This is a genomic window from Arthrobacter sp. DualSoilB13, from assembly GCF_055389195.1.
The window spans coordinates 60,326-84,520 of record NZ_AP035866.1 but is presented as its reverse complement, the minus strand read 5'-3'; the positions used below and the strand labels follow the sequence as shown (position 1 = coordinate 84,520).

Annotated in this window: 20 protein-coding genes and 1 pseudogene; 12 read left to right on the top strand and 9 right to left on the bottom strand. The window is 57.8% G+C overall.

Annotated elements, in window-relative coordinates:
• The first annotated feature begins 31 nt into the window (after positions 1-31).
• Positions 32-388, top strand: a complete 357-nt coding sequence (locus ACZ5J0_RS20360; protein ID WP_464094980.1) for a hypothetical protein — start codon at positions 32-34, stop codon at positions 386-388.
• Positions 389-543: 155 nt separating this feature from the next.
• Here ACZ5J0_RS20360 and ACZ5J0_RS20355 read toward each other — a convergent pair whose 3' ends face one another.
• The 4 genes from ACZ5J0_RS20355 to ACZ5J0_RS20340 are packed head-to-tail and all read right to left on the bottom strand — an operon-like array spanning position 544 to position 2,921.
• A complete protein-coding gene (locus ACZ5J0_RS20355; protein ID WP_464094981.1) occupies positions 544-966 on the bottom strand; it encodes a hypothetical protein in 423 nt (140 codons plus the stop codon).
• A gap of 2 nt (positions 967-968) precedes the next feature.
• Positions 969-1,559 (bottom strand): hypothetical protein, encoded by a 591-nt coding sequence (locus tag ACZ5J0_RS20350; RefSeq protein ID WP_464094982.1) that lies wholly within the window; start codon positions 1,557-1,559, stop codon positions 969-971.
• Positions 1,552-2,529, bottom strand: coding sequence for a hypothetical protein (locus tag ACZ5J0_RS20345; protein WP_464097228.1), 978 nt, complete (start codon positions 2,527-2,529; stop codon positions 1,552-1,554). Before ACZ5J0_RS20345 ends, ACZ5J0_RS20350 begins: the two co-directional genes overlap by 8 nt.
• Positions 2,526-2,921, bottom strand: a complete 396-nt coding sequence (locus tag ACZ5J0_RS20340; protein WP_464094889.1) for a hypothetical protein — start codon at positions 2,919-2,921, stop codon at positions 2,526-2,528. Before ACZ5J0_RS20340 ends, ACZ5J0_RS20345 begins: the two co-directional genes overlap by 4 nt.
• Positions 2,922-3,625: 704 nt before the next feature.
• On the opposite strand from ACZ5J0_RS20340, the gene ACZ5J0_RS20335 reads away from it, so the two are divergent.
• The 5 genes from ACZ5J0_RS20335 (at position 3,626) to ACZ5J0_RS20315 (ending at position 9,659) form a co-directional block, all read left to right on the top strand.
• Complete coding sequence (locus tag ACZ5J0_RS20335; RefSeq protein ID WP_243753352.1) at positions 3,626-3,856, top strand: hypothetical protein; 231 nt, start codon at positions 3,626-3,628, stop codon at positions 3,854-3,856.
• Positions 3,857-4,066: 210 nt separating this feature from the next.
• Entirely contained in the window at positions 4,067-5,908 is a 1,842-nt protein-coding gene (locus ACZ5J0_RS20330; RefSeq protein ID WP_464094890.1) for a MarR family transcriptional regulator, read from the top strand.
• Positions 5,909-7,657: 1,749 nt separating this feature from the next.
• Complete coding sequence (locus tag ACZ5J0_RS20325) at positions 7,658-8,290, top strand: AAA family ATPase (RefSeq protein WP_464094891.1); 633 nt, start codon at positions 7,658-7,660, stop codon at positions 8,288-8,290.
• Positions 8,290-8,610, top strand: a complete 321-nt coding sequence (locus tag ACZ5J0_RS20320) for a hypothetical protein (protein WP_464094892.1) — start codon at positions 8,290-8,292, stop codon at positions 8,608-8,610. The genes ACZ5J0_RS20325 and ACZ5J0_RS20320 overlap by 1 nt, the downstream gene beginning before the upstream one ends.
• A gap of 470 nt (positions 8,611-9,080) precedes the next feature.
• On the top strand, positions 9,081-9,659 hold the full coding sequence (locus tag ACZ5J0_RS20315; RefSeq protein ID WP_464094893.1) for a recombinase family protein: 579 nt from the start codon (positions 9,081-9,083) through the stop codon (positions 9,657-9,659).
• 1,097 nt (positions 9,660-10,756) lie between these two features.
• On the opposite strand, the gene pepN is transcribed toward ACZ5J0_RS20315, so the two are convergent.
• The 4 genes and pseudogenes from pepN to ACZ5J0_RS20295 all read right to left on the bottom strand — a co-directional run bounded on the left by pepN (position 10,757) and on the right by ACZ5J0_RS20295 (position 16,318).
• Positions 10,757-13,306 carry an aminopeptidase N gene (gene pepN, locus ACZ5J0_RS20310; RefSeq protein WP_464094894.1) on the bottom strand — a complete coding sequence of 850 codons (2,550 nt, stop codon included), beginning with the start codon at positions 13,304-13,306 and terminating at the stop codon, positions 10,757-10,759.
• 145 nt (positions 13,307-13,451) lie between these two features.
• Positions 13,452-14,450, bottom strand: coding sequence for an MFS transporter (locus ACZ5J0_RS20305; RefSeq protein WP_464097229.1), 999 nt, complete (start codon positions 14,448-14,450; stop codon positions 13,452-13,454).
• An 84-nt stretch (positions 14,451-14,534) separates the two neighbouring features.
• A pseudogene (locus ACZ5J0_RS20300) lies at positions 14,535-14,876 on the bottom strand (MFS transporter); the annotation flags it as partial.
• A 68-nt stretch (positions 14,877-14,944) separates the two neighbouring features.
• The gene (locus tag ACZ5J0_RS20295; RefSeq protein WP_464094896.1) at positions 14,945-16,318 is read right to left on the bottom strand and encodes a M14 family zinc carboxypeptidase; all 1,374 of its coding nucleotides are present in this window, start codon (positions 16,316-16,318) and stop codon (positions 14,945-14,947) included.
• Positions 16,319-16,390: 72 nt separating this feature from the next.
• Between ACZ5J0_RS20295 and ACZ5J0_RS20290 the strand changes: the two genes are divergently transcribed.
• The 3 genes from ACZ5J0_RS20290 to ACZ5J0_RS20280 all read left to right on the top strand — a co-directional run bounded on the left by ACZ5J0_RS20290 (position 16,391) and on the right by ACZ5J0_RS20280 (position 19,703).
• Positions 16,391-16,981: a TetR/AcrR family transcriptional regulator gene (locus tag ACZ5J0_RS20290; RefSeq protein ID WP_464094897.1), complete on the top strand. Its 591-nt coding sequence runs from the start codon at positions 16,391-16,393 to the stop codon at positions 16,979-16,981.
• A 251-nt stretch (positions 16,982-17,232) separates the two neighbouring features.
• On the top strand, positions 17,233-18,189 hold the full coding sequence (gene speB, locus ACZ5J0_RS20285; protein WP_464094898.1) for an agmatinase: 957 nt from the start codon (positions 17,233-17,235) through the stop codon (positions 18,187-18,189).
• Between the two features lie 317 nt (positions 18,190-18,506).
• Complete coding sequence (locus ACZ5J0_RS20280) at positions 18,507-19,703, top strand: hypothetical protein (RefSeq protein ID WP_464094899.1); 1,197 nt, start codon at positions 18,507-18,509, stop codon at positions 19,701-19,703.
• Between the two features lie 625 nt (positions 19,704-20,328).
• Here ACZ5J0_RS20280 and ACZ5J0_RS20275 read toward each other — a convergent pair.
• Positions 20,329-21,279, bottom strand: coding sequence for a hypothetical protein (locus ACZ5J0_RS20275; protein ID WP_464094900.1), 951 nt, complete (start codon positions 21,277-21,279; stop codon positions 20,329-20,331).
• Positions 21,280-21,917: 638 nt separating this feature from the next.
• Here ACZ5J0_RS20275 and ACZ5J0_RS20270 point away from each other — a divergent pair.
• The 3 genes from ACZ5J0_RS20270 to ACZ5J0_RS20260 all read left to right on the top strand — a co-directional run bounded on the left by ACZ5J0_RS20270 (position 21,918) and on the right by ACZ5J0_RS20260 (position 24,118).
• Positions 21,918-23,057, top strand: coding sequence for an ImmA/IrrE family metallo-endopeptidase (locus ACZ5J0_RS20270; protein ID WP_464094901.1), 1,140 nt, complete (start codon positions 21,918-21,920; stop codon positions 23,055-23,057).
• A 12-nt stretch (positions 23,058-23,069) separates the two neighbouring features.
• Positions 23,070-23,549 carry a DUF4411 family protein gene (locus ACZ5J0_RS20265; protein ID WP_464094902.1) on the top strand — a complete coding sequence of 160 codons (480 nt, stop codon included), beginning with the start codon at positions 23,070-23,072 and terminating at the stop codon, positions 23,547-23,549.
• Positions 23,550-23,776: 227 nt separating this feature from the next.
• Entirely contained in the window at positions 23,777-24,118 is a 342-nt protein-coding gene (locus ACZ5J0_RS20260) for an SOS response-associated peptidase (RefSeq protein WP_464094903.1), read from the top strand.
• The last annotated feature ends 77 nt before the right edge of the window (positions 24,119-24,195 follow it).

Sequence of the window (24,195 nt, the reverse complement as noted above, 5' to 3'; positions counted from 1 at the left end):
TCTTGGGTGAGGATGCGGCAAAATAAGAATCATGCCCCGCTACTCCCGCCCGAAAATCCCATCCAGCACTGAGCGGGCAATCAGCGTATTCAGCAACTCAACAAAAGTGGCCATTGTCGGCTACCTTGCTAAATCGGGTCCGGCCACCCGGGGTGAAGTGGCCAAGGGGCTGGAGATTGCAGTCCCGACGGCGCAGAACAACCTGGTGCAACTTGAGGCCGAGGGTGTGTTGATGGCTGATCCGCCGGCATCGGAAGAGCGGAACGGCCAGCGGGTCAAATACACCGTTGATGCCGAGGAGGTGGCCCGGCGTTACTCCATTTTGGGCCGCGCCCTTGGCTTCGATGAAGATCTCCCCGGGCATCTAAGCCTTACTGAGGAATCTTGACCGCAGCCAGGGTGTCCACCCGTGCGTGAGTGCCCCATCTCGGGAATTCCGAGTGAGGGTTCATAGAACTGCTGGATCGTAGGCACGAAAATAGCCTACCTTGAGCATGATCAAGATATAAAAAGCATGCTCAAGCCCGGCGTGCCGTGAGTGTCCTAGTCGTCTTCGTCCAAGATTCTGGCAATCGCCTGGAACTTCTCAGGTGAGACACCCTTTAGGCTGCGAGCGGCAAATTTCTTCACTCTCTTCTCGCGGAGAGTCTTCAGCGCCTTGAGCTGCTTTTCAATGCGTTCCGGAATCTCGGTTTCGAAGTCGTTGAGGTACGCGGGGTTCACCCCGAAGAAGTTTGCTAAGGCCGTGAGCAGCCGTTCATCTGTCACCGTGGCTCCCGTGCCATCACGCATATAGAGCCACCGCGAGCGAGAGAGGGTCACGCCCTGCTCTTCTAGACCCCGCCGGATGTCTTCAAACTCGTAGGGTTCTCCCCCGCTGGCCACCATGACGTCGAGCAGGAGATTCAGCCGCTCCGACAGGGTCTGGCGCCAGGCGTCCCGTGCTTCGTTGAGGTTGGGTGCCACCGTTATGCTCCGAGCAACGACAAGCTAAGCAGGTATGCGAGCCATGCCACCACTCCAATGGCGCTTCCCCAGAGCGACTGCGCAACGCTCTGGCGCTTCAAGGCTGCCCTGGACCAGATGAGGACAGGGAGCACAATCAAAGCGGCGAACCACAGTGGAGACAGTGACGTTCCGAGGCCCAGCACGATGCCGGCGAAAATGGCAGTATGAACGGAAATGTTCCACCGTGACCGGCCCAGGGCTATTAGCGTGGCTCCAACGAAGAATGCGATGCCGTTGGCAATGAGCAGCGCAGGCGCTCCCAGCAAGGCCGTTACTACCAAGCCAATGCCAAGCACGACCGCACAAGCCATGAAACTACGCGTCTTCCGGCGTTCCTCAGGCCAGCCTAAGGACTTACCAATCCGCGGAAAGACCAGAACGCCAAGGAGGATCACGACTGCCAACGCCGCCAGAGTGGCGATGAGGGCGGGAACGGATCCAGGAGCACTGATGGCCGTTGCAACCGCTGCCACCAGGAGCATGACCGCAGGGTGAAGAATCCGGCTAATGGCTTCTGCCGAACGTCCTGGGGTGGTTTGCTGGTCAAGCATGTGTGTTAACTTCCATCGTTCGAATTGTCGCCAGTTCGGCTTCAGAGAGTCTACCTTCTAGGGTTGCATCCGATTCAAAACAGTCACGTATTTCGACGCCCCTTCGATGTCTCCGCATGGCGGGGTCCCGGCTCATGATTTCCATCAGCCGGCCGCGGTACGGCCAGATGACATACTGGTCGATTTCCGGTTGCAGCTTGGCCCACAACGGGCAGACATCCCAGAGCTCCCTCCGGGCGATGAAGTCCTTCCTGGCGGAGTCCAGCCATCGGGGAAACGTGGGGATCCCGATGGCCAACGCGAACACAATGGCGGCGCTTGCCGTGAAGGTCCGTTCCAGCGTTCCGAGGATTTCGGGCGGGGAACCAACCAGGTCAGTCAAGGTGATTGTGGCGTGGATCAGCGCGACGGCCAGGGCAAAGCCGGACCCGAGGGCTACGAATGCCAGCGACCGGCGCCGTCGCAGAGACTTTAGACGGGGTCTGTAGCGGACACTCAGACGCATCGCTGAGAAGGCCACTGTGGCAAGGTGCGCAAGCATTAGAAGGCTGTAGGTAGCGACCAGCGGATTGCTCTCGTATTGTCGCATACCCGAACTGGCAAGCGACGGAGCTGCCTGGATAAACAGGATCACCTGACCGCCATAACTGGCCGCGGCTATGACGCAGGCGAAAATGACGGGACGCCGTAGTTGCGAAGGGGCCATTGCCCTCCAAATGCCTATATGCATTGACAGCAGAGTCGCCGTCAGGAAAGCTCGCTGGGCCAAGGCGAGGTAGTTAACACCTCCCAGGGCTGCATCCGCGGCGTAAAAGATCGGCTCGACAAGGAAAATGGCGGTGAGCGAGCCAAAGAAGCTGCCGTAGATCCATGAACCGTGCATCCGGCGACCCCGGGAAACGTACATTGCCACAGACGACAACAGAAGCACGACGGCGGCAACGATTAGAACAACACCAGCGAGCGTCAACCGATTACATCTCCGAAGCCCAAAATCTCTTCTTCCCTCTTCCCGCAGCGGATCTGTGCGTAGAGGTGGTCGGCCAATAGCTCCGCCTCCGCTTCGATCCCGGTCCGCAGCTTGGTGTGCCTCCACCCGTGCAGGACCTTTCGAGGATCCAAATCCGGGAACACAACGGCCAGCTCCTCTGCCGTCAGGGGCTCAGGGTCGTGCTGGAGCAGAACATGCGAGATCTCGTGCAGGATGTTCATCTCACCGGCGAATTCCGATCGATCGCCCACATGGAACAAACGGTTCACTTTCTCGCCCTCATGCCAAAAACCTGACATGTCCACATCCAGCAGGTCATCCCTCCGGGAGAGTTGGATGGGCCTCTCCGTAACCAGCTCAACAAATCGCATGAGCTTGTCCAGGCTTAGAGGGGAAGGGAGTTCCAGTATCCGGGTGAAAGCGGATACTCTCCGGGCAGCTCGGCGCCTATCCAGCGCAGAGGCAGCGCTTCTCCCGAGGGGGCCGAGGTGCCGCTCTGCAAATTGAAGCGATGATGCAATAGGATTCATATTGAGCATGCTTAATGCTTGGCGATCATGATCAACTTATTACGGGAAAGAGGAAGTACATATGTCACATCCTAGCTACGGCAAAAGCGGGCTGGATTGACGCGTATGCGTTTCGAAGCTTTTGGATCTAGCAGTGTTGTCCACACGCGCCCCACGCATCTCCTGAAAGGCGATGAGGCGCACATTGCTAGCATCAGCGATCGTCGGTAACCGTGGTCTGGTCACCGTCACGCGCTCCCTCGTACGCCGGCGGCGGCACACCCAATACGGGTCCGCATCCTAAGTTGTCCATCATCGGGCATGCCGAAGCCCTGGCGTCATGGCAGACCTCCATGCAGATGGTTCCGCCGTTAGACTCCGTTTCTATTTCAACACGCCGGAGGCTGTTTCTGTTTCAATGCCACTGCCGGAAGGCGCGCGATGGTAGTTTCAGTTTCAGAGAAGGCCGGTTGTATAGCAGCCGCCTACTTAGGGCCGGGTGGCACTTGGTTCGACCAATCTATTGAAGTAGCGGCGGCTTCCGCTGCCGAGTTCAAAGGACAGGGATGATGGCTCCAGTTACACGTACAGGCAGACGCTCCAAAGGCGACCGCAAATTCGTCGGATTCCGCATCGCAACACCTAAAGCGGATGCAATGGACCAGATTGCAAAGGCAGAAGGCTACCAGTACGTAAGCGACTGGCTGTCTGATTTGGTTGAAGAACGCCTAGCCAATACCAAGCTGCACGCAGTTCCCCAGCAGGAGGAGTTCCCGCTTGGGCGCTTAGCCTCTTAACGAGGAAGGCCCGCACTAGGCGGGCCTTCGAAGCTAGTGACTTACATTCTGGTTTGCTTCCCGGCGCTCAGACTGTAAGTCGTGAAGGTTGATCTTGTCAGATTCACCTTTGTCTTGCTATGTAACCGGTCTTTGCGGGCCGGCCCTTTGTTGTCCCTCTGACAGGACCTCCTCGAAAGGAGTGCTCTCATCGTACAACAGCACGCTCGCGTGCTGCCAGCAGTCGTACCCGCTGGCGTGTCTCGCGACCATTCCCCGACCGCTGACGCCGCGCAAGCGTGGGCCTCGCTGGCGCCTCTTCTCGCAGGTCAACCCCGTGTTCGCCTGTCTCGAGACGGCGGTAAGACCTATCCCCAAAAGCACGAACGCGCTCTGACTGAGACGCTACCCACTTTTCCTGCGGCGGTCCGGATCTTCGGGAAAGACGGTAGCTGCTCGGCCATCTTCCTGGACTTCGACTCCTCAGTTGCAGGAATCGACTGGGTGGAAGCGGACGTGAAGTCCCTCCAATCGTGGCTGCACAGCTGTGGCGCTCGGTGGATTGAAGATCACTCCCCCAATGGTGGCCGGCACGTTTACATACCACTGGAGACAAGGGTTTCCTTTTCCGAGGCACGCGACGTTGTCGAGGCACTCGGCACTCGATACCGGACATTGGATAAATCTCCACACCAAAACCTTCTACACGGTTGCATGCGCACACCAGGATCACCCCACAAGCGCGGCGGCCACCAGGAACTCGCCATGAGCCTCAGCGTGGCGTACGACGTTGCGCGACGCCCAAACAAAGTTCGGGTCTGGGACGCACTACGCCAAGACTTGAGCGATGAAATCGCCAGCGTACGGGCCCTGCGACTGGAACAGCCGCTTCCCGGGGAAAACAGAGACCCGGAAGCACCGCAGATGATCGGGCGGATGTCCAGGCCAATGCAGCAGATGGCGCTGTCGGGCCTGTACGACGCCAATCGGTACGCCTCGGACTCCGAAGCCCGTCAGGCTGTCCTGACAGCCGCTGCCGCCGCGGGAATGAAACTTGTTGAGGTACAACGACGGGTCCTCCAGGGTGTCTGGCCCGGACTCGCATCGTTCTACGCCCGCTACGCCTCACATCATCGGCTCCCCTCCCTGAAACGGGACTGGAACAACGCGATCGACTACCTACGAAAAAACCAAGGCTCAAGGACCGGGAATAACAATGCCCGTAAATCCCCCACAAGCCAGCCAAATACACAGCCCCTACTAGGAACACCCTCAAACCCAGATCCGAGCAGCGAGCACCGCTACCTGCGAGCCTGGAGAAACGCCCTGTCACTGAGGGAGCCTGCATACGCCAGCTCCCGGACTGGGCTGGCACGTCGGATGGTTTTAAGAGCGTTGGGCGCGGCTGCCCATATGACAGCGTCCCGATTTGTTGAGTTTGGTGACCGTTCAATCGCCGTGGCGAGTGGATTGGATCACACAACTGTGGGCTCTCACTTGCGGGCTTTGCGTGCTGAGAATGACCCGCTGGTGACGTTGGTAGAACGTGGCCGGGGAACCAAGGGGGATCTGTACATGTTGACGATTCCCGAAGGACTCCGTGCAGCGGCTGAGGATCTAACTTGGCGAAAGGGAAAGATTCACTCGCTCAGGCCGGTTTTCAGGGAGCTGGGTTTGCCGGCGGCGTTTGTCTACGAAGCCCTGGAGAGCACGCCAGGGCTCACAACGACGGATTTGGTCGCTCGGACAAAGCTGTCCAGAACCGCCGTGAGCGAAAGCCTTGAGGTCCTGGCAGCCTGGAACATGATCTCAAGGAATGGCACGCGATCCTGGGTGATCGTTGCTACGACCTCTCTCCAGGAGCTGGCAGAATGCTTTGGTGTGCTGGAAGTTGTAGCTGCCCAACTCCAGAGATACCGCATTGAACGGATAGTGTGGCGGGAGTGGCTTTCAAAGAACGTGAACACAGTCGCAGAGCTCCTCTCCCCCACAGATGATTACCCTTGGGAAGCCTTCGAGGGGCCACCTGATGAGTGGACCCTAGCTGATATGGCCTTCATCAGAGGACTGTGAAGCGGATAGTACCTTGGCTACTGAGAAATAAGGGACTGCCAAAGCCCTCGTAAGTCCTCAAGTTTCAAGCAAAAATTCGCAGGGCTACGGGTGACTAGTTGTCGATGCCTAAGGCCATTGCACGGGCAGGCACTCCCCCACTACCGCCTAGATTGAGCCGGAGTCTGGCATTAGCTGCGATGGCGGACCTATCTGGCCCGGTTCTTGGAGGTGCCGGGCCAGTGAGCCAGTTTTTACGAAGTTGAACGGAAGCACACCGATTACCGCCGGGAGATCATGCAGACTTTGCTATGAGCGTGAGGAAACCCGGACAGTACCAAGTAAGCACGCGGTGTTTGCTAGCCCGAGTTTGAGATGGGGCTCTAGACGTAGTCCGTTTAGCACGAGCTTGGGTGTTAAGACTTCCAACGTTCATGGACTGATTGCCTGCTGACTCCTAGTACGTCTCCGATACGGGCCCATGAGACACCCACAGATCGTGCCGACTCCACTCCCCTACCCAGGCGTGCCTCTGCGTTCTTCAACGTTCGGAAGGCGGCTTGTAATTCGGAAATTGCGGAAGCGGGAGTTGCGTGGGCTGTCCACTCACGGCGCATGGCCTCCTCAACAGTGACGGATGGCACGGCCACACCAAGAAGGGGTACAAAGGCAAGGCGCTTTGAAAGGCTAACTTCCGATGATGTCGGAACTCGCTCCCAGAAGGGACCGAACCATCCGCATGCACAAAATGAACGCCAGCCTACAACTTGGTCATCTGGGACAACCTCGTGGTCAGCCTGACCTGGATGTCGGGGGAAATTACCTGAGATACCTTGAACCGAAAGGCTGCCAATTCTGATGTCTCCCGTGATCCTTCCGTCTGGAGCGACAGCACTTGGCCATCCTTCGTGGATCCCATCCTGCATGTCCCACTTCATACGTCGGCGTCTCTCTAGGTTAAGGTTTGGTATTGCCCCTGAGTCTCTTCTCAAATTATGTCAGGATTTCCTGACGCCATAATATTGCAGCTCCTATTGGGCCCGGGGCTGGTCAATACTCGGACGGCTGTTCGGGGTAATTGCGGCCATGGGACCTTGATCCTGGTCCATCGACTAAAACTGGGAAGACAAGGCGTGCCAGGGGGTAGCAGTTTGATATCAGTTCAATAGTGAAGTGATACTCGTTGGTGCAGATGCAGTCCCCCTCCCCCCGAGACCAATCTTGCTTAGATGTTCCTACGAACCTTCGCCTTCGAACGGGGTACTGGATTCAACCCATATTGGTCCGATATCAGTTCGAAAGTGATATCAGATAGCTAGTTTACTGATACTGAATTGATAGTGTTTGAGCTGCTCCGTTGGCATGGGGGGTGGGTTCCCCCGCTATCAAAACGCTAGTGTTTTGATAGCGTTTGGGTAGCAGTTTCAAATTGCTAGCTTTTTGTTATCAATGTGCCCAAAGCAGCTTCAACGGGGGAGTACGGGGCCTGTCGGAGATCTGATATCAGCTTGAAAGTGATATCAGATAGCTAGTTTTCTCATACTGAATTGATAGTGTTTGAGCAGCTCCGTTGGCATGCGGGGTGGGATCCGTTTTGATAGCAGTTTCAAATTGCTAGCTTTTCAGTATTAACGCGTCAAAGACCAGCTGCACGACAGCGTTCCACACACGCTTCCCTGAAATAGCAATTTGATATCAGTTTGAAAGTGATATCAAACCGCTAGCGTGTCGGTACTGGTTTGATAGCCGCCGTCAGCTAGCGTTGTCGGCATGATCATTGTTGTTGGAAGCGAAAAGGGTGGGGTGGGTAAGTCCACTGTCGTCACTAACATGGCCGTAGAGCTAGCGAAGCGCGGGATGCGAGTAGCGGTAGTGGACGGGGACCGTCAGCGGTCTACCGCTCGTTGGGCCGTTGACCGCGAGGAGGCCGGTCACGAACCGCGCATTTTTGTCGTAGAAAAGCTGGGCAGCCTCCACGAGACGTTGCGAGAACTTGACAAGAGTTATGACATGGTTTTGGTCGACGTCGCGGGTAAAGATAGCAAAGAGATGCGTACAGCCATGACGGCTGCGCACCAACTGCTGATTTTGACTCAGTCCAGTCAGTTTGACTTGGACACGCTGGTGACGGTCGACCGGCTTATCGAAACAGCGCGTGACTTCAATCCATCCCTACGCGTTCGGGGAGCTCTCACGCGTGTATCAACAAATGCCTTTGAGTCAGAGAGCGCTGACGCAAGAGAATATCTTGCCGATTACCCAAGCATCGAGCCGCTCCAGACTGTTCTGTACGAGCGTAAAGCCTATCGCGACGTAGTAGGTGAGGGGCTGGGTGTCGTTGAATGGAAGAATCCGAAAGCGGCGCGAGAGATCCGCGGTTTGGTAGAGGAGTTGATTGGTTAATGGCGCTCAAGAAACGTTCGGCTTCAGAGAAGGCTCGGGAGGAAGCGATAGAGGCGTTTGGCAACGCAGCTGAACCTCTTCTGGCCGCGCCGGCTGCCAGAGACCAACGGGTCACGCCTGTACGACCGAGTTTCACACCTGAACTTAGTGATCTAAGGGATAAGGGGCGCCCCAAAACGATGCTGCTCCGATTCGACAATGACCTGGATCTTGTGGAGCTGTTGTCGACAGTGGCAACCCTGGAGGGACGAAAAAAGCACCCGATGGCTCTAAGGGCTCTGAGGATTGGACTTGAGCAGGTGCGAGACAGCTACGAATAGGACGCCTTCGATGCTAGCTGTTTAGTATCACTTCGATAGCATTTTCTACCGGTGGAAGTGTGCTCGATGACCTATAGCCGCCGATCCCAGCAAGCCCTGGAGCCGGAAGCCGGTCATTGCGGTTCAGCTGCTTATAGAAGTCGGGAGACTGGACCCTGTGGATCTCCGAAAAAGGTCGACCGCTTCGCGTTCTGAGTGCTGAGCGCGCTCTCTACTTGCGGAGCGCATTGTGTGGCACCTTCGAGGCGGTATCTGGTTGGTGTAGGGCGGCATGCATTGGCCGCAGCCGTCATGTTACTGCTGGAGATTGTTGTCCCAAAAAGGTAAAGGTTTGCGAGACGCTGACAGTCACCTTTACGCCTCCCCCGTCCGGGCCGGAAATCTGCGATTCCTAATGTCTCGCTAACTCATCTCGTCGTGCGGTGTCTCAGATTAGTCGCGTATAGGTGTTTATGAGGCAGAATGGCCCGATGAGGCTACTTGGGTACACGAGGGTCAGCACAGCTGCTCAGGAGGCGCAGCTGCAGCTGGACGCACTCTTGTCTGTTGGCGTGCAGAAGCGGGATATTTTCGCGGACGTCACGTCCGGTAGCCGGGCAGCGGCCGAGCGGCCAGGGATGAAGAAGCTTCTGGAGTATGCGGAGGCGGGGGACACGGTGGTCGTGTGGCGCGTGGACCGACTGGGACGGTCCCTGATAGATGTGTTGAACACCGTGAATCTTCTCCGGAGCAGGGGAGTGGAACTTCGTTCGATCTCTGATGGGATCGACCCGGCAACTACGACCGGCCGGCTGATGTTGAACATGCTCGCCACGTTGGCGGAGTACGAACGAGAGCTGATTACCGAACGGGTCAACGCGGGGATCGCCGTTGCCAAAGCGAATGGCACGAGGTTCGGCCGGCCCGTGGTGGATCCGTTGGTGATTGCGGACAAGCTCGCCATCGCGAAACAAGAGAGGGAGAAGGGGCGTACTGCTGAAGAAGCTGCGCGCCTGGTCGGCTGGAGCCGCGCGACCTTGTATCGGCACCAGCAGGCTGGCTCTAACTAGGGCATGGCCTGCCGCGGGGCGCATCGTTGCTGCCAGCTTGGATGCTATCGCTGGGTGTACGTTTCTGGGCCCCTTCCCGATAAGGGGCCCAGAAACTCTCTATGCGCGACCTCTCACGAGGGCGACTGATTGAACGATGTACGAGTTGTGTATCGTTCGTGGCGGACTCCTTCTTGGGGAGCGGATACAGGTGCCCTTGTGGGTGTTCCGGGACACCTGTCGCCGTAGCAGACTGAGGCGATGGTCTCGTCCTGCCATATCCCATGGCTTATGGCCGATGGATAGGTTCTGTTCATTGAATGGAGCACGACGGACTGACGCGCGGTCCGACGTAAACTATGCAGCCTCCATGGATTCAATAGGTTCAACTACGGAATCCGCGGTTTCGAAGAGCTTTCGTCCAACCCCTCCGTCCAGCCAAACCCAAACCATACTTCCGTCGGGCATCACGGAATCGATGGTTCCTGTATGTGATTTGGCTGGGTCAGTAACCCTCACCCGCTGGCCGACGTGGAATTGTGGAGGGTGCCAATTACCCTGGTTTTCTTCCTGAAAGGCCGGCAACCAAGTGGGGTCTCCTGATAGACCGAAGCTGATCCTCCGGGGAGGCATGCATTCTGGCTCATCGCCCATCGTTCGATTATCCGAAGGTCCGCGGCCCATATCGCGCCTGAGCGCACTCGTCTCTGGTTGGCCTGATGGCACGCCGTTAGTGGTAGCTGTCCAGGATGCTTCCGGGGGTTTGCAACTTATGCCATCGGGCCGACCGCCGGTGATGTCGTCGCTATCGCTGGCAGAGCCCTGCCAGCGAACTTCGCGCGTTTCTCCGTAGGGCACATCTGAACTATGGCGAACTTCAAATTCGGAGTAGCTAAGCTGGGCGATCAGAATCCCGCCCCGACCAAGTGAAACGGCGTGCTGTTGGACTTTCTCGACGGCCGAGTCCAGTTGGGCTTGGAGACTGAGGCCGTCGTTAACGAGCACCTTCACGCAGAATCCTTCTTCGCCTTCGGATGCCTCTGTGCTCGTGGTGTCTGCCCCCGGCCTGGACTGGTTTCCTTGACAGGCGGCTGCCGGTAGTCGCAAAGGAATCTGTTTCATCTAGGGACCGCATCCTTGGCCTGCGCCGCCCAACTGCGCTCGGTCTCCGCTAGATGTTCGATGACAAGTCGCCGAAGTGCGGCATCGTTCTGGTTAGCCTCCAGCCAGAACGTGGCCGAGTCGATAACAGCAGCGCCTACGACAGGTCTCGGATAAAGCCCACTGACGAGCTTTTCGGCAATGGCATAGCTGCGTTCTTTCCATATACCGCCAAGCGCTTCAAAGTATCGATCAACGAACGGTTCAAGCAGTCCCGGATCATCGACGCGGAGGAACCCCTCAGCAGTGGCCTTTACGAGACCGTTGGGTGCTTCGCTTCGCTCAATTAGGGACTCCCATGCCCTCTCTTTCGCTCCCTGGGTTGGGATGGCCGCCCGAGCCCGGGCAGCGGATTCGTTGCCCCTAGCGGTATTGTCTGAACGCTTCAGTGCCTCGATCTCCGGCTCTCCTGCGAGTCCTGCACTAACCAGTCCGGTCAACAACTGCCATTTGAGGTCTGCGTCAAGGGTAAGTCCAGCAAGTGTGCGCTTGCCTGAGTACACCAATTGGAGATCAGGTAGATAGGAACTGGCTTCGGCGATCGATGCGAAGGCCGAGATGAATTGCAATTGTGCGTCGCTTCCAGGAGATGCCATTTCGGCGAACTCCCATAGACTGTCGGCCACGATGTTCCTGACTTCGCCGCGGCGGTCAGGTGATGTATACACTTCAGCGGCAGTCAGAACATTGGCAAGCGCGACCTGCATCGTTGTCGACGATGATTCGTCAGGGAGATGTTCGAGCGCAAAGGCGATAAATTCTCTTGAAGCCATTTCGGCGTCCCGGGTAGCGTCCCAAAGCGATCCCCACACCAAGGCTCTCGCCAAGGGGCTCTTGAGTGCCGAAAAATGAGCACACAGAAATTCAAGCGAGGACTCATCAAGACGGACTTTTGCATACGCAAGGTCCTCATCGTTCAAAAGAACCAGTGCTGGCCTGCGCATTCCCTTCAGGGCGACCACCTCGGTCGATTCTCCATCGACGTCAAGTTCGACCCTCTTGATACGGATGAGTTCTCCATCCAACAGCTCGTAACAGCCAATAGCGATGCGGTGTGCTCGCAGGATCGGGTCTTCACCAGCACCGGATTGAAGAATTTTCACCGACGTCATATGGCCGGAATCATCGGTTTCGATCCGGGCTCTCAACGTGTTCACCCCTGCGGATTGAAGCCATTTGGCAGCCCAAGGCTGCAGGCTCCGCCCACTCGCTTTCTCGAGCTCAACAATCAGGTCACCGAACGTGGCATTCATCCAACGATGCTTGCTGAAGTACGTGCGCAGACCGGAAATAAAGGCATCAAGGCCCACCCACGCCACCAACTGCTTGAGCACCGACGCGCCCTTGGCGTAAGTAATTCCGTCGAAATTGACCTGAACATCATTGAGATCGGCAATTGTTGCCACCACTGGATGGGTCGATGGCAATTGGTCCTGGTAGTAGGCCCACTCCTTCTCCTTGACGGCGAAGGTTGCCCATGCGTCGGTCCACTCCGTGGCTTCTGCAGCAGCCATCGTAGCGGCCCATTCAGCAAAGGATTCGTTGAGCCAAAGGTCATCCCACCAACGCATTGTCACAAGATCCCCGAACCACATATGGGCCAATTCGTGAAGAACGGTCACGACCCTGCGTTCCCGGAGCGCATCAGGAACCTTTGACCGGAAGAGCAGTTCTTCAGAAATCGTCACTGCGCCTGCATTCTCCATGGCACCCGCGTTGAACTCGGGGACAAAGATCTGATCGTACTTCGCGAAGGGATACGGGCATCCAAAAAGGTCTTCAAAATACGTGAAGCCCTGACGGGTCTTCTCGAGAATGTCATCGGCGTCCGCGTGTTGCATGAGGCTCTTGCGCGCGAATACCGCCAGCTCAACAGTTCGGCCGTCGACGCTCTCAAGCTGGCCGCGTGCAGCCCCAAAAGGCCCGGCCACCAGCGCAGTGATGTAGCTGGAAATCCGTGGAGTTCTCCCGAAACCCCACGTCTTACTTCCAACAGCATTAATCATGGGCTCGATTGACGGTTCGTTGGAGATAACCACCCAATCCGGGGGTGCGGTCACGGAAAAGCGGAACTCCGCCTTGAGGTCCGGCTGATCGAAGACAGCGAAGACCCTTCTGGCATCCGCGACCTGAAACTGCGTGTAGAGGTATGTTTCGCCGTCTACAGGATCCTGGAAACGATGGAGCCCCTCACCGGTGTTCATGTACCGGCCTTGGGCGACGACGGTGAGCTCATTCTGCTGATCCAGATTCGGGAGGTGGATCCGGGCGCCGTCACAGACTTCCCTCGGATCCAGATCCTTGCCGTTAAGGCGAACTAAGCTGACGCTCTCCATCATGGCGTCTATGAACGTGCCTTCTTTGCTGGTGGCCGAAAACCTCACGGTGCTTCGACTAAGGAAGGTCCTCGGACCCGTCGTCAGGTCCACATGGATGTCGTACTCATGGACGGTCACTAGCGCTGACCGCGCCTCTGCCTCACGTTCGGTAAGGTTCTCTCCTGGCAATTTAAGTCTCCAATACTTTTGGGAAACACGCAGGCGCCGACCAGGGCATGCCACCCTTGTTTGCTGACGCCATCGGCGCTTCGGAACGCTGATGTCTTACCGGTGGTAAGTCACCTCCTGGGCTTTCCAAGCCCACTGAGATTTCTTACTCGACCGGGGCGGTCATCCGACCGCGGTCCTTGGGGAAAAACCGGCTGGTGATAAGGCCCGTGGCCGCTACAGCTGCGGCCAACAGCAGACCGCGGCTGAAGTCATCCTGCGGTAGTTCGGGGTCAGCCAAGGCGACTGCGCCCAATTGGGTACCCAGGGCAAGGCCAAGGCTTCTGGACAAAGCGATCAGTGCTGTAGAGATGCCTACCTCGTCCGCTGGCGCTGAGAGTGTCGTGGCGGCATACGCCGAAGAGGAAGCTGCGCCGGAACCGGCGAAGATGAGTACCAGGCCTGTGATTACCTCAGTGGCACCGTTGAACAACACGAGCCAAACGGCTCCCGCGACGAGCAGGCCGCTGCCGACTGTTGCCATGAATGCCGTTCCGGTCCAGACTGCAATCCGCCCTGCCAACGGGGAAGCAATAATTCCGGCTATGGAGCCGCAGATGAGGAAGAGACCTGTTTGCGTGACGTCGGCACCGAGCCCGTAGCCGGTATCCGTTGGCAAGGAAATCCGCTGAAGAATCATGAAGGATGTCGCGGCCATCGTCGCTCCCTCGGCAGCGCTGACAAGCATCGGGGCCCAGATGCCGCGTTGGCTAAGCAGGCCTACTTCGACCAATGGGTTCTTCGAACGTCGCTCGGAGATGAACCAGAGGATCAGGATGACCAATCCCGCAACCACGAGGCCCAGCGTGGTCCACGTGAACCACCCGAGGTCAGGTGCGAGGTTTAAGCCGGCAAAAAGGGCCAGCAGGCCTGAGGCCAGCAAGGCCGCTCCCAGCCACGGCATCTTGAGCATGCGAGTTGAGCTGGCAGTGTCGCTTACTGATTTCGAAAACCACAGGAAGAGGGCCGCGAGGACCAGGAAGCTTGTGGGAATGGCGAAGAGTGCGGCCCTTGAAAGGGAGAGTGCGACCGGGCCCGACAACAAAAGACCAAGGCCTTCCCCGGCCGTCAGCATGGCGATGACAACACCAGTTGCTACCTTCATGTGCTCTGGCGCAAAGGCGGACCGGAGGACAACGAAGATCACCGGAACAAGGGCGAACCCACAACCGACGAGGATTTGGCCCACAAGGAAGACTGGGAATCCATCCGCGAATGCAGACGTGTACCCACCTATGATGACGGCTGTAAGCACAACGAGCAGGGTTCGTCGGGGACCGTATATGTCGGCCATGCGCCCTGCCAGCGGCGTAGCAACAACGCCCGCGAGAGTGGACGCAGTGAGAGCTATCGCAAAAGTTGAAGGGTCGACGCCCAGCTCGGTCTGCAACAGGGGCAGTGTCGGCAGGATGAGACCAGCGAGAAAGGGCTCAGCTATGGCGATAAGCGAAAGTATAACGAGGGCAAGAACAGGACGACTCGTCGCTGTGTGTGTTGGCGGTGTAACTGTTTGGGACACGAAAGCCTCCATGCGGCATCTTTGACGACGGATTGGTGTTTGGTGTGAGAACTGGCGGGCAAGCCTGGATGCTTCCTGCCCTAGACGGGCAATCCTTCGCGAACACGGGATGCTGCCATGAGGATCGCTGCGCTCTGGATACCTACGAGATCTGAGATTGGAACGGGAATGCCGGGCCTGTCGAGTTCGATTTCGCGTGACCAGGACTCGAACATCTCGGAAAGTTCGGCGTGCAGGTTCTTCACTTCCGGGGAAGGCTCTGAGTCTTCGAGTAGACGTAGGAGCGTGCCACCGGCGCGAAGCAGCAAGGTGTCAGGAGTCCCTCTTAATTCCATGAAAACTTCGGCCTCGGTGGCGTATCGCTGGCTGTCATCCTGCCAATCGATCATCCGGCTCTGGGCGGCTTCGTCGATAAGGCTTCTCGCATCATTCATGGCGCTGTGGAAGGGGCTACCCGTATCAAGTTTTCCTTCAACTTGGCTGAGCATTCGGTCGAAGAGCTCTCCGCTTGATCTGAGATTTGATGCCGACAACCGCATAAGTTCCCCGAAGGGCATCCCTGTGCTTGCGTTATCGAAACCTCGAGGGTCGGACCACAGCGGAAGCTCACAGATCAGCGTCGCAGCACCCACCCCGGCTGCATAGTCTCGAGCGCTGCCCCCGCACAGCATCTCTTCGGCAAGTTCCGCATCCATCACGGAAAGGGCCTCGTACATCTGACCGAAGCTGACCAGTTCAAAAACCCCGGGGGCAAACTTCCGGGCTCCTGGCAAGTCAGGAAGGCCGCCCTCTTGCTCCACTCCGTAGTGCTCAAGTATGTCGGTGAGCCCGGACCAGTACGATGGGTCGCCGCCGGTCACGTAGAAGAAGCCACCCCCGAAGTCGGCGTTGTGCAAAGTCACAACCAGCTCCGGTTCGGTTCCGTCAATGAGCCGCATCAAGGCCTGCGTCTCCGGGATGGGGTCACCGTACACACGGCCATCGTGTTCCACCGGGAAAGTCCATTCAGCTTGGCCGGACATGGCCTGGCGGTAAAAGTTCCTTGCAACGTTCGTCCGTGTGTGCGGACCGGAATACCACGCCTCGTTCAGGCGTGTTCCGTCGGGGTCGATGCAGGGCACAAAGTGCCACTTGGCGCCCAGATCCTCCAACATCGCGGGCCGCTCACACAGCCGCCGCGCGAGATGTTGGATCGTCGCCATGCCAATGGGTTCATTTGGGTGCGGGTTTCCAACGATCAGGATATTCCTAGCACCGCTGCCGACCGTTAGCTTCCGGAGTTCCTCACCGGCGCCTGAGCGTCCAATCGTGGAAACTTCCACCAAGTCCGGGTGGTTCGCTGCCAGCTTCTCAACGAAGTCGTGCATCTCATCGACAGTCGGGAAGGTTGTTCGTTCCTCGACAACCCCGACCAAGTCGTATAGCGCTTCTGTGTACATCTTCTCTTCAAGCATGAGTAACATGATTACTTAGATAATGCCGTTATTGCAATAGCATGTAAGCATCCATTGGAGAGGGAGGGTCGGATGCGACTAAGCAGGGCTGAAGCAAAGCAGCGGACACAGAAGTCGTTGCTGGACGCTGCTGAACGGCTGATCGCTGAAAGGGGATCAGCAGTCAGCCTCGAAGAGATCACTGAAGCTGCAGGTGTGACGACGGGCGCGGTGTACTCGGGCTTTGGCGGGAAGAGAGGTCTTGTCGCGGCCCTGTTCGATCGCATGAATAGCGATTTGTTGGACCGTGTCGAGTCAGCGATAAGTCCCGATTTCGACCTCCGCGCAACCTTGGTCAGCATCGCCGGCTGCTGGGACGAGAGCGATGCCAGCCAGCTGCTGACAGAACTGCGAACTGAGCTCCAAGTTATGTTGTGGTCATTGGATGACCCGGCACTCGCTGCCGAACTCCAGACGAGTATCAGTAGAGTCGACGTGCGGATCCGGGACATCCTAACCGGCAGGCAAAAGGCAAGCGGCGGCACGACAACTAATGAAGAAGCGGCTCTGCTGCTCATTCACCTTAGGGCGCTCCAGAGTCACCACGCCACGGCAACTGCCTTCCAGGAACCCATTCCGGACTTGAAGGTAACAGCCGCTGGACTTGCCAAGCTTGTCGAATAGGTCACCTGGTTCACCCTTTTGGGCACACATACTTGACCACTCCCTCAAGGATGCCGTAACTGCCTAAGCACTGAATAGCCACAGGTTCACAAGACCCGCCCGGCAGGAGCCTGCATTTGCCTGCGGGGGAACGACCCATCACGCGTCCAGCCGCCCCGAGGGTTCCGGCTGCCCAAAAGCCATTACAGGAGGGCTCCCTTGGCGTTCCTGAAAGACGACCAGTATCGGCCGCATCTACGAAAGGAAAAAGCATGACCACCAGCGAAATCACAGGGCCGCGGAGCGATCCTGAATTCCCCCGTTATGCAGGAATCGCAACCTTCGCCCTCTTGCCCCGGATCGAAGACGTTCCGCGAGCCGACGTGGCAGTGCTGGGCATTCCCTTTGATTCGGGAACCAGTTTCCGACCTGGTGCACGGTTCGGGCCCTCGCACATCCGCGAAAACTCTCGGCAACTGCATCCCTACCACCAGATCCACGACGCCTATCCCTTCCGGTTGCAGCAAGTTGTCGATGCAGGCGACGTGGCCGTCAGCCCGTACGGGACCGAACGTGCTGTCAACACAATTGCAGCGGCAGCGAAGGCACTGACCTCTCAAGGCACCAGGATTATGGCCCTCGGTGGCGACCACACCATCGCTCTGCCCCTGCTGAGGGCTGCTGCTTCCCAACACGGTCCACTCGCAGTGATTCACTTCGACGCCCACTTGGACACTTGGGACGCGCTGCATGGCGAGTCCATCTGGCACGGATCCCCGTTCCGCAGAGCAGCGGAAGAGGGGCTAATGGATATGGAAAGCTGCCAACACGTTGGAATCAGAGGGGGCATCTACGACTCCTCCGAGCTCGACGATGACCGCAAAGCAGGGTTTGAAATCATCCGTACCGAAGATTTTCAAGAACGCTCCATCTCCAGCATCGTCGCCCAAATACGCAGACGTGTTGGCGGCAGCCCGGTTTACATCTCCGTAGATATTGACGTGCTGGACCCGTCCCATGCGCCCGGGACGGGAACACCGGAAGTTGCTGGAATCAACACCAGAGAGTTCTTCTCAGTGCTGCGCAAGCTTCGTGGCCTCAACGTCGTCGGCGCCGACGTCGTCGAAGTGGCCCCCGCCTACGATCACGCGGGAGTAACTGGCCTGGCTGCCGCACATGCTGCTTGGGAACTGATTACCTTGATGGGGCTGCGCGAGGAGATGGCATAGCAATAGGCCATCTCGGCGTCCCGCCGACGCCGACCTGCAGACCGTCATGACCGGTGCGGTCTGCAGGTCCATCCATCGCGTATCCGATGACTATGTCGAACCGTGCCAAAAACTGTCTCTGTGACGGTCAAGTGTTGCTCCTGTTTTGGGATAACAACCGGGACAACAAGACGAAGCGGATTCTCGCGGCTCTGAACTGATAGGGCAGTGGTCCATACCCCGTGTGCCACTTCTAAGGAAGTGGGACGTCTGGATTCTGGCCAGGCGCGGACGGCATGACAGTTTGTGACCTTGCCGGTAAGACTAGACTCCCCGGCATGACGGAGAAAAAGACCCAGCCGCTTTTCCGGATAGTTCTTCTGGCGGAGTCCTCTGCCGTTTTCCGGCCGGACGCTTCATGGCTGATCCAACTCCCTGATGACTCGGGCCGGCGCGTTTGGTTGGCTGTGGTCACAAGGTACGCAGGCGATGAGGCTCTTCATGTACCGCGGGAGCTCGTTTTTCAGTTTGAAATTGAAGCCGATGATCTTGACGAGGCAATCGCAATAGGCACGGAAGCAGCTTCCTGGCTCCGCCCGATCATCGCCTTCGTAACGAATGCCGAGGTCGGTGAGCCCCGAATCCATGTTGTGTATGAGCTGCAGCCTTCGTCAGAGGAAGGGCTTCAATTTGTACAGTTCTATCGGCACTTCCGTGACCACGAGAATCCGCAACGTGGCCGTTTCATCGATAGCGCTCATTCGGAAGCGGTCATTGCTGCGGTCGGCGGCGAGGACGAACAAAGGCTGTGGCGCTGCCTTTCCCAGTATGCCTTTGCGTTGGAGCATTGGACTTTTGGCAGCGAGTTCCTGGCCCTAAACCATCTGTGGATTGGAATCGAGAACCTTTCCAAGGCGACTCTGCGGCATATTTGCAGGAGCACAGGCAAGAGCGAGAACGACCTAGCGATCTCCTACGGCATCGATACCGGCGACAGGAATTGGAAGCGCGACCTGCTGATTGCCATCAGGCAGCAGGCGATTTTTCAGGGCGACCTCGAGACGCATCGACTCGCAAAGCTGGTCAGCGACGGGTTTGAGCATGGCTTCAGAGCAGCCAACGAGATTCAATCCGATGCCGCTGACGTATGCGACAAGGTCTTCGACTATGTGCGGCGGACGGTGCTGGATGTGCTCCAGCTGCCCGCCGAGATTGCCGAGCAGATCGAGGCGCGCAAGCCCGTGGATTGGAGGTCCACGCACAAGTTCATCAATGGGTGGTTGGTCGGAGACCCTTCTCAAGGACGTTTTGGCTCTCCCGAGGTCCTCTATCCGCAGCTGATGTGGGGCAGCGACCTGAAGGCAATGACGAGTAATGACGATGAATCCGTCAGCTACACATTTGAGGAAAAGCTGACCCCGCAGCTTGGCGAAGGTGTTCAATTCAAGCTCAAAGGAATTGGTGCGGGCTTCCGTCCCTTGATCAGCGATATAGAACGTGTGGCTGGTTCAGCAGAAGATGCCTCCCAGGGATGACACAAATCTGATCAGTCGCCTGCCACAGGGGTACGCCCGGTTTATCTGCCTGACGGACCGTCCCCCATCTAAGGAACTGGGACAGCTACGGCATCGCGCCGCAAAGCCCACCAACGGGGGACCGGTGGGCGTTCCAAAGAGAGGCGATCCACTGGGCTCAGAAATTTCGACACGGCATCCATCCCACTTAACACCTGAAGTCGGCGGAACTCTGGGATCAGGAACCCAGGAGAGGACTGAGGATGGACACGAAAGTACACTGCCCGGTGGCGGGCTGCGGGAAGGCGGCGGATGCCCTGGCGCCGTACCATGATCCGTTTGCCGAGGTTGGCGTTGAGCAACTGGTGACCCCGAGGATGACACCGGCATGTCAGGAGCATGTAGACGTGCTTTGGAATTTCTACCGGACCCGCGTGTCTATGTTGCTAGTGCAAAGCTCCCGTGCCGGCGAGCCAGTCGAAGAAGAGACGGTAGCTGCCGTGGCCTGGAACCTCAATTCGCACAATGATCCGCTCTCGAAATCAGTAGCGGCTTTGCTGGCCACAGTAGGGCGAGGGTCGTTTTGATGGCAACCCTTCAGCAGCCAATCCGGCGCGGTACGGCTCTGGCCTTAGGGAGAGTGGCTCTACTTGGCAGCGGGTTTCTTGCGGCCCGGCTTCACTGTTGTCGTGCGGCCAGCAGATTTTGTGGTCGCAGTCCTAGCCTTTGATTCAGGTTCTTGTTCGGACACCAGGGCATTGCCGTGAAGCGTGTAGACCTTGCGCACCTTTTCTGTGGTGAATGACAGAAACGCCCCGGGAGGGCCAACAGGCATTCGCGTCGTTTCCAGCAGGTCGGCCTCTTCAAGTTCCTTGGTGCCGCGTGAGCGCATGGAAGCACTTATGCCGTATCTTGCCGGAAAGTTTTCGGTCGTGAACCAGATGTCGCGTCCCTTGGGGAACAAGTGCAGAGCTTTCATGGGGTTCTCACTGGGTCTGTATCCCCCTTCTTCCAGGAGGATCAGGAGCATGGCGAGGCCGGAAGCGCTCAGTTGCTGCAAGTCCCCGGAAGTCCACAGCTTGCCGGAGACCTTGAAATAGAGGTCCTTCTTTAGGCCATGCCGGGAATAGGCCGTCGAGGGAAGCTCATATGCAGAACCGTCTCCCGATTCGTCAAGAAGAGTGACTTTAGTTGCTTCGCCATGGACTTTATCGAGCCTGATGAGCTGATTGTCTGCCAAGGTCTGCAACGCATGGGTGATCCGTCGCGCTCCCTTGCCGGTGGGATCAGCCAAACCTAGGAGCTCGGCCCACTTTCGTGCCGGCAGTTTCACGTCGAAGGGCTTCTTGGCACACTTCCAAATAAGCGCTACATACAGCAGGACCGTCACTGCCCCGCCACGTCCGCCGCCAATGGAGACCAGTTTCTTCAACGGAGCATCTTGGGCCGGGTTGTCATTGCGAACGAAGGAGTTCCGGATCGGAACGGCTTTACGGGCGCCCAAGCTCCTGTCGACTTCCCGCGCTATGGCTTTCGATCGCAGAAGGGGGTCTGCCAGCACGGCCGCTATGTCCACCCCGTTTGCAGTGTCAGGCACGGCCCGATTCTCCTTCCACAGATGAGTTTTGCGCCTGCTGAACAGGAGGCTGCTCTAACTGGCATGCACGGTACTCGTAATGTCCTACATACTTCTGATAGCAGCCACTGACGTACTCCTCAGCTATGGTTCCACCTAAAACTATAGTAAAGGTACTTTCAACTGTTCGGCAAACGTAAAATGCCCGCGCCGTTGCTGGGAAGGAGGCAGATTCCGTGTGCTAATTTAGTTTTATCGAGTTGCACCGCTGAAGTTCGCAGCAGGAGATGAGTGTCCGGGACCAGTAAACCCAGGGCTTAGGTGACCTGCTGCGGGAAGCAAAAGTCGTCTCGTAGCGGAAGATGGCCTGAGTCCCCGGTGTTCAGGTTACCTGCGGCAAGGAGTACCAGCTGATCGCTTGGGTCAGAAAGGGGCTCCGGTGAACTAGTGTCACGCCGAGGGCGTCTTCGCCAGTGAGGAGCCCCCTTGGAAAGGGGCTCCTCACTGCTTTCCCAGCAGTCCTTCGCTTGCCTGATGTAGGTCGAACATTCCTGAAATGTCGGTAGCAGTCTGTGGTGAAAGTGACGTTCTAGCCGCCTTCCGTATACTGAAGCGACACCAAGGAGTGTCGGAAAAGCGGGGGAGTAATGGTCGAGCGCGTGGATGTCGCTCTCAGCATCTTCGCCTGGGCGCGCCAACGGGCAGGAAAGTCTGTCGCCGATCTCATCAGTAAGTTCCCTCGTCTGCCGGAATGGGAAAACGGCACAGTCAAGCCAACGATGCGCCAGCTGGAAAACTATGCCGAGGCGACTTACACCCCTTTCGGGTATTTCTTCCTCCCGGCGCCTATCCAGGAGCCTTTACCGCTCCCGGACTTCCGAACGATACGCAACGAAGCTGTCGAGAACCCCAGCGCGGATCTCCTGGAGACCATCTACATCTGTGAACGACGCCAAGACTGGTACCTCGACTACGCAGCACGCCGCGACCTGGACCCCTTGGGATTTGTCGGATCTGTAACCACCCGGACGCCCATTACTCAAGCCGCCTTGCAGATAGCGGAAGTGCTTGGTCTGAACTGGGAGACCAGGAACCGCTACGCCAAGTGGGAAGACGCCTTGTTTGGCCTCGCGACGCTGGCTGAGGATGCAGGCATCCTGGTAATGATCAGCGGTATCGTCGGCTCCAACACCCATCGCGTTCTTGACCCAAACGAGTTCCGTGGATTTGCCCTGGCCGATAGCACGGCACCCGTCGTGTTCGTGAACGGCACAGACACCAAAGCCGCGCAGATATTCACCCTCGCCCACGAAATCGCACACGTATGGCTCGGCCAATCCGCCGTCTCCCGTCCTGACCTGCACGTCATTGAATCCAACGACATCGAGAAATGGTGCAACTCCGTAGCGGCGGAACTGTTGGTCCCCTTGGCCCATCTCCGGCAGGAGTACCGTGCGGGCGGCGACCTGACCAAAGAACTCGACCGGCTTGCCCGCGTCTACAAGGTCAGCACCCTTGTGGTCCTGCGCAGGATCTTCGACCTGACCAACTGGAACTGGGATAGCTACAGGGAGCAGTTCGAAAACGAGCTCGATCGGGTCATGGGGAAGGCACGTCGGGCCGGATCCGGCGGCGATTACTACAACACTCAGCAGTATCGCTTGGGAAAACGCTTCATCCGCGCACTCGTTGCCGACACCAAAGAGGGCGGCACTCTGCATCGACAGGCGTTCGAACTCTCGGGATCGCACAACCCCGCGGTGTTCCATAAATTGGGAGAAAAGGTTGGGGCCCTGTAAGTGACGTACCTTTTGGACGCCAACGTATTCGTAACAGCAAAGAACGCCCACTACGGCTTCGACTTCGTCCCAGGATTCTGGGAGTGGATCGAAGCGAATCACGACTCAGGGAAGCTCCGGAGCGTTGACAAAGTCGGTCAGGAGCTCCTGCGCGGCCATGACGAGCTTGCCGAGTGGGCGAAGGAACGGCCGTCAGGCTTTTTTGCAGCGTGCCCTCCGGCCAAAATCACGCCGCAGCTCGCGGCGCTGGCTGCCTGGGCCAGCAGCCCGGAAAAGGGATTCAAAGCCAGCGCGATATCAGAGTTTCTACAATCTGCCGACTACCACCTTGTGGCCCATGCCGCGGCAGAGGGATACGTCGTCGTCACTCACGAAACACCAGCGCCGGACTCCATCAAACGCGTGAAAATCCCAGACGCCTGCCGCCATCTCGGCGTGCCCTACATCAACCCATTCGACATGCTTAGGACCGAACAAGCACGCTTTCGCTAGGAGAAAGCCGTCATCGACGAAGCCGGGCGGTGACTAGGCGTGCATGTACCGGTTCTAAGGAAGGATAAAACCGTCGCAGCCGCCAAAGCTGCCGGGGCTTCCTGGGCAGACATCGGCCGTGCCGCAGGGATCAGCCGCCAAGCCGGACACGAACGCTGGGCCGATAAATAGCGGACGCCCTGCACGCTCTGGGTTTCGGATGACGGTTTTGTGGGAAGAATAGGCACATGTGCGGCAGATACGTGATGTCCAAAGCAACGAGCGACCTTCTAAGCCACTTCGACGCCAAGGAAGTCGAGGGCAGCCCTCCAGGGCCGAGCTGGAACGTCGCCCCGACCCAGAACGTCCCGATAGTGGCCGAACGCCTGGACGAGGGATCCTTTGACCGACGCCTCCTCATCGCCAAATGGGGGCTGGTGCCGTCCTGGGCAAAGGACACCAAGATCGGATCCAGGCTCATCAACGCCAGGAGCGAGACCATCCTGGAGAAACCATCGTTCCGTTCAGCCGCGGTGAAGCGCAGGGCTATCGTTCCGGCTTATCCGGTACAGCTTCCGACAGTTCTTTAACGTCTTCAACAGGAACTGATGGCGCGTTGTCGCTGTCGAAGACAGCGCTATCCGGTATTCGTCTTCACCGGGCAGAT

Excerpts from the sequence above, each read along its gene's own strand:
- ACZ5J0_RS20360 (WP_464094980.1), top strand. The coding sequence starts at position 32 with ATGCCCCGCTACTCCCGCCCGAAAATCCCATCCAGCACTGAGCGGGCA.
- ACZ5J0_RS20350 (WP_464094982.1), bottom strand. The coding sequence starts at position 1,559 with ATGCTTGACCAGCAAACCACCCCAGGACGTTCGGCAGAAGCCATTAGC.
- ACZ5J0_RS20340 (WP_464094889.1), bottom strand. The coding sequence starts at position 2,921 with ATGCGATTTGTTGAGCTGGTTACGGAGAGGCCCATCCAACTCTCCCGG.
- ACZ5J0_RS20335 (WP_243753352.1), top strand. The coding sequence starts at position 3,626 with ATGATGGCTCCAGTTACACGTACAGGCAGACGCTCCAAAGGCGACCGC.
- ACZ5J0_RS20325 (WP_464094891.1), top strand. The coding sequence starts at position 7,658 with ATGATCATTGTTGTTGGAAGCGAAAAGGGTGGGGTGGGTAAGTCCACT.
- ACZ5J0_RS20320 (WP_464094892.1), top strand. The coding sequence starts at position 8,290 with ATGGCGCTCAAGAAACGTTCGGCTTCAGAGAAGGCTCGGGAGGAAGCG.
- ACZ5J0_RS20315 (WP_464094893.1), top strand. The coding sequence starts at position 9,081 with ATGAGGCTACTTGGGTACACGAGGGTCAGCACAGCTGCTCAGGAGGCG.
- ACZ5J0_RS20305 (WP_464097229.1), bottom strand. The coding sequence starts at position 14,450 with ATGAAGGTAGCAACTGGTGTTGTCATCGCCATGCTGACGGCCGGGGAA.
- ACZ5J0_RS20295 (WP_464094896.1), bottom strand. The coding sequence starts at position 16,318 with ATGCTTGAAGAGAAGATGTACACAGAAGCGCTATACGACTTGGTCGGG.
- ACZ5J0_RS20290 (WP_464094897.1), top strand. The coding sequence starts at position 16,391 with ATGCGACTAAGCAGGGCTGAAGCAAAGCAGCGGACACAGAAGTCGTTG.
- speB (WP_464094898.1), top strand. The coding sequence starts at position 17,233 with ATGACCACCAGCGAAATCACAGGGCCGCGGAGCGATCCTGAATTCCCC.
- ACZ5J0_RS20280 (WP_464094899.1), top strand. The coding sequence starts at position 18,507 with ATGACGGAGAAAAAGACCCAGCCGCTTTTCCGGATAGTTCTTCTGGCG.
- ACZ5J0_RS20260 (WP_464094903.1), top strand. The coding sequence starts at position 23,777 with ATGTGCGGCAGATACGTGATGTCCAAAGCAACGAGCGACCTTCTAAGC.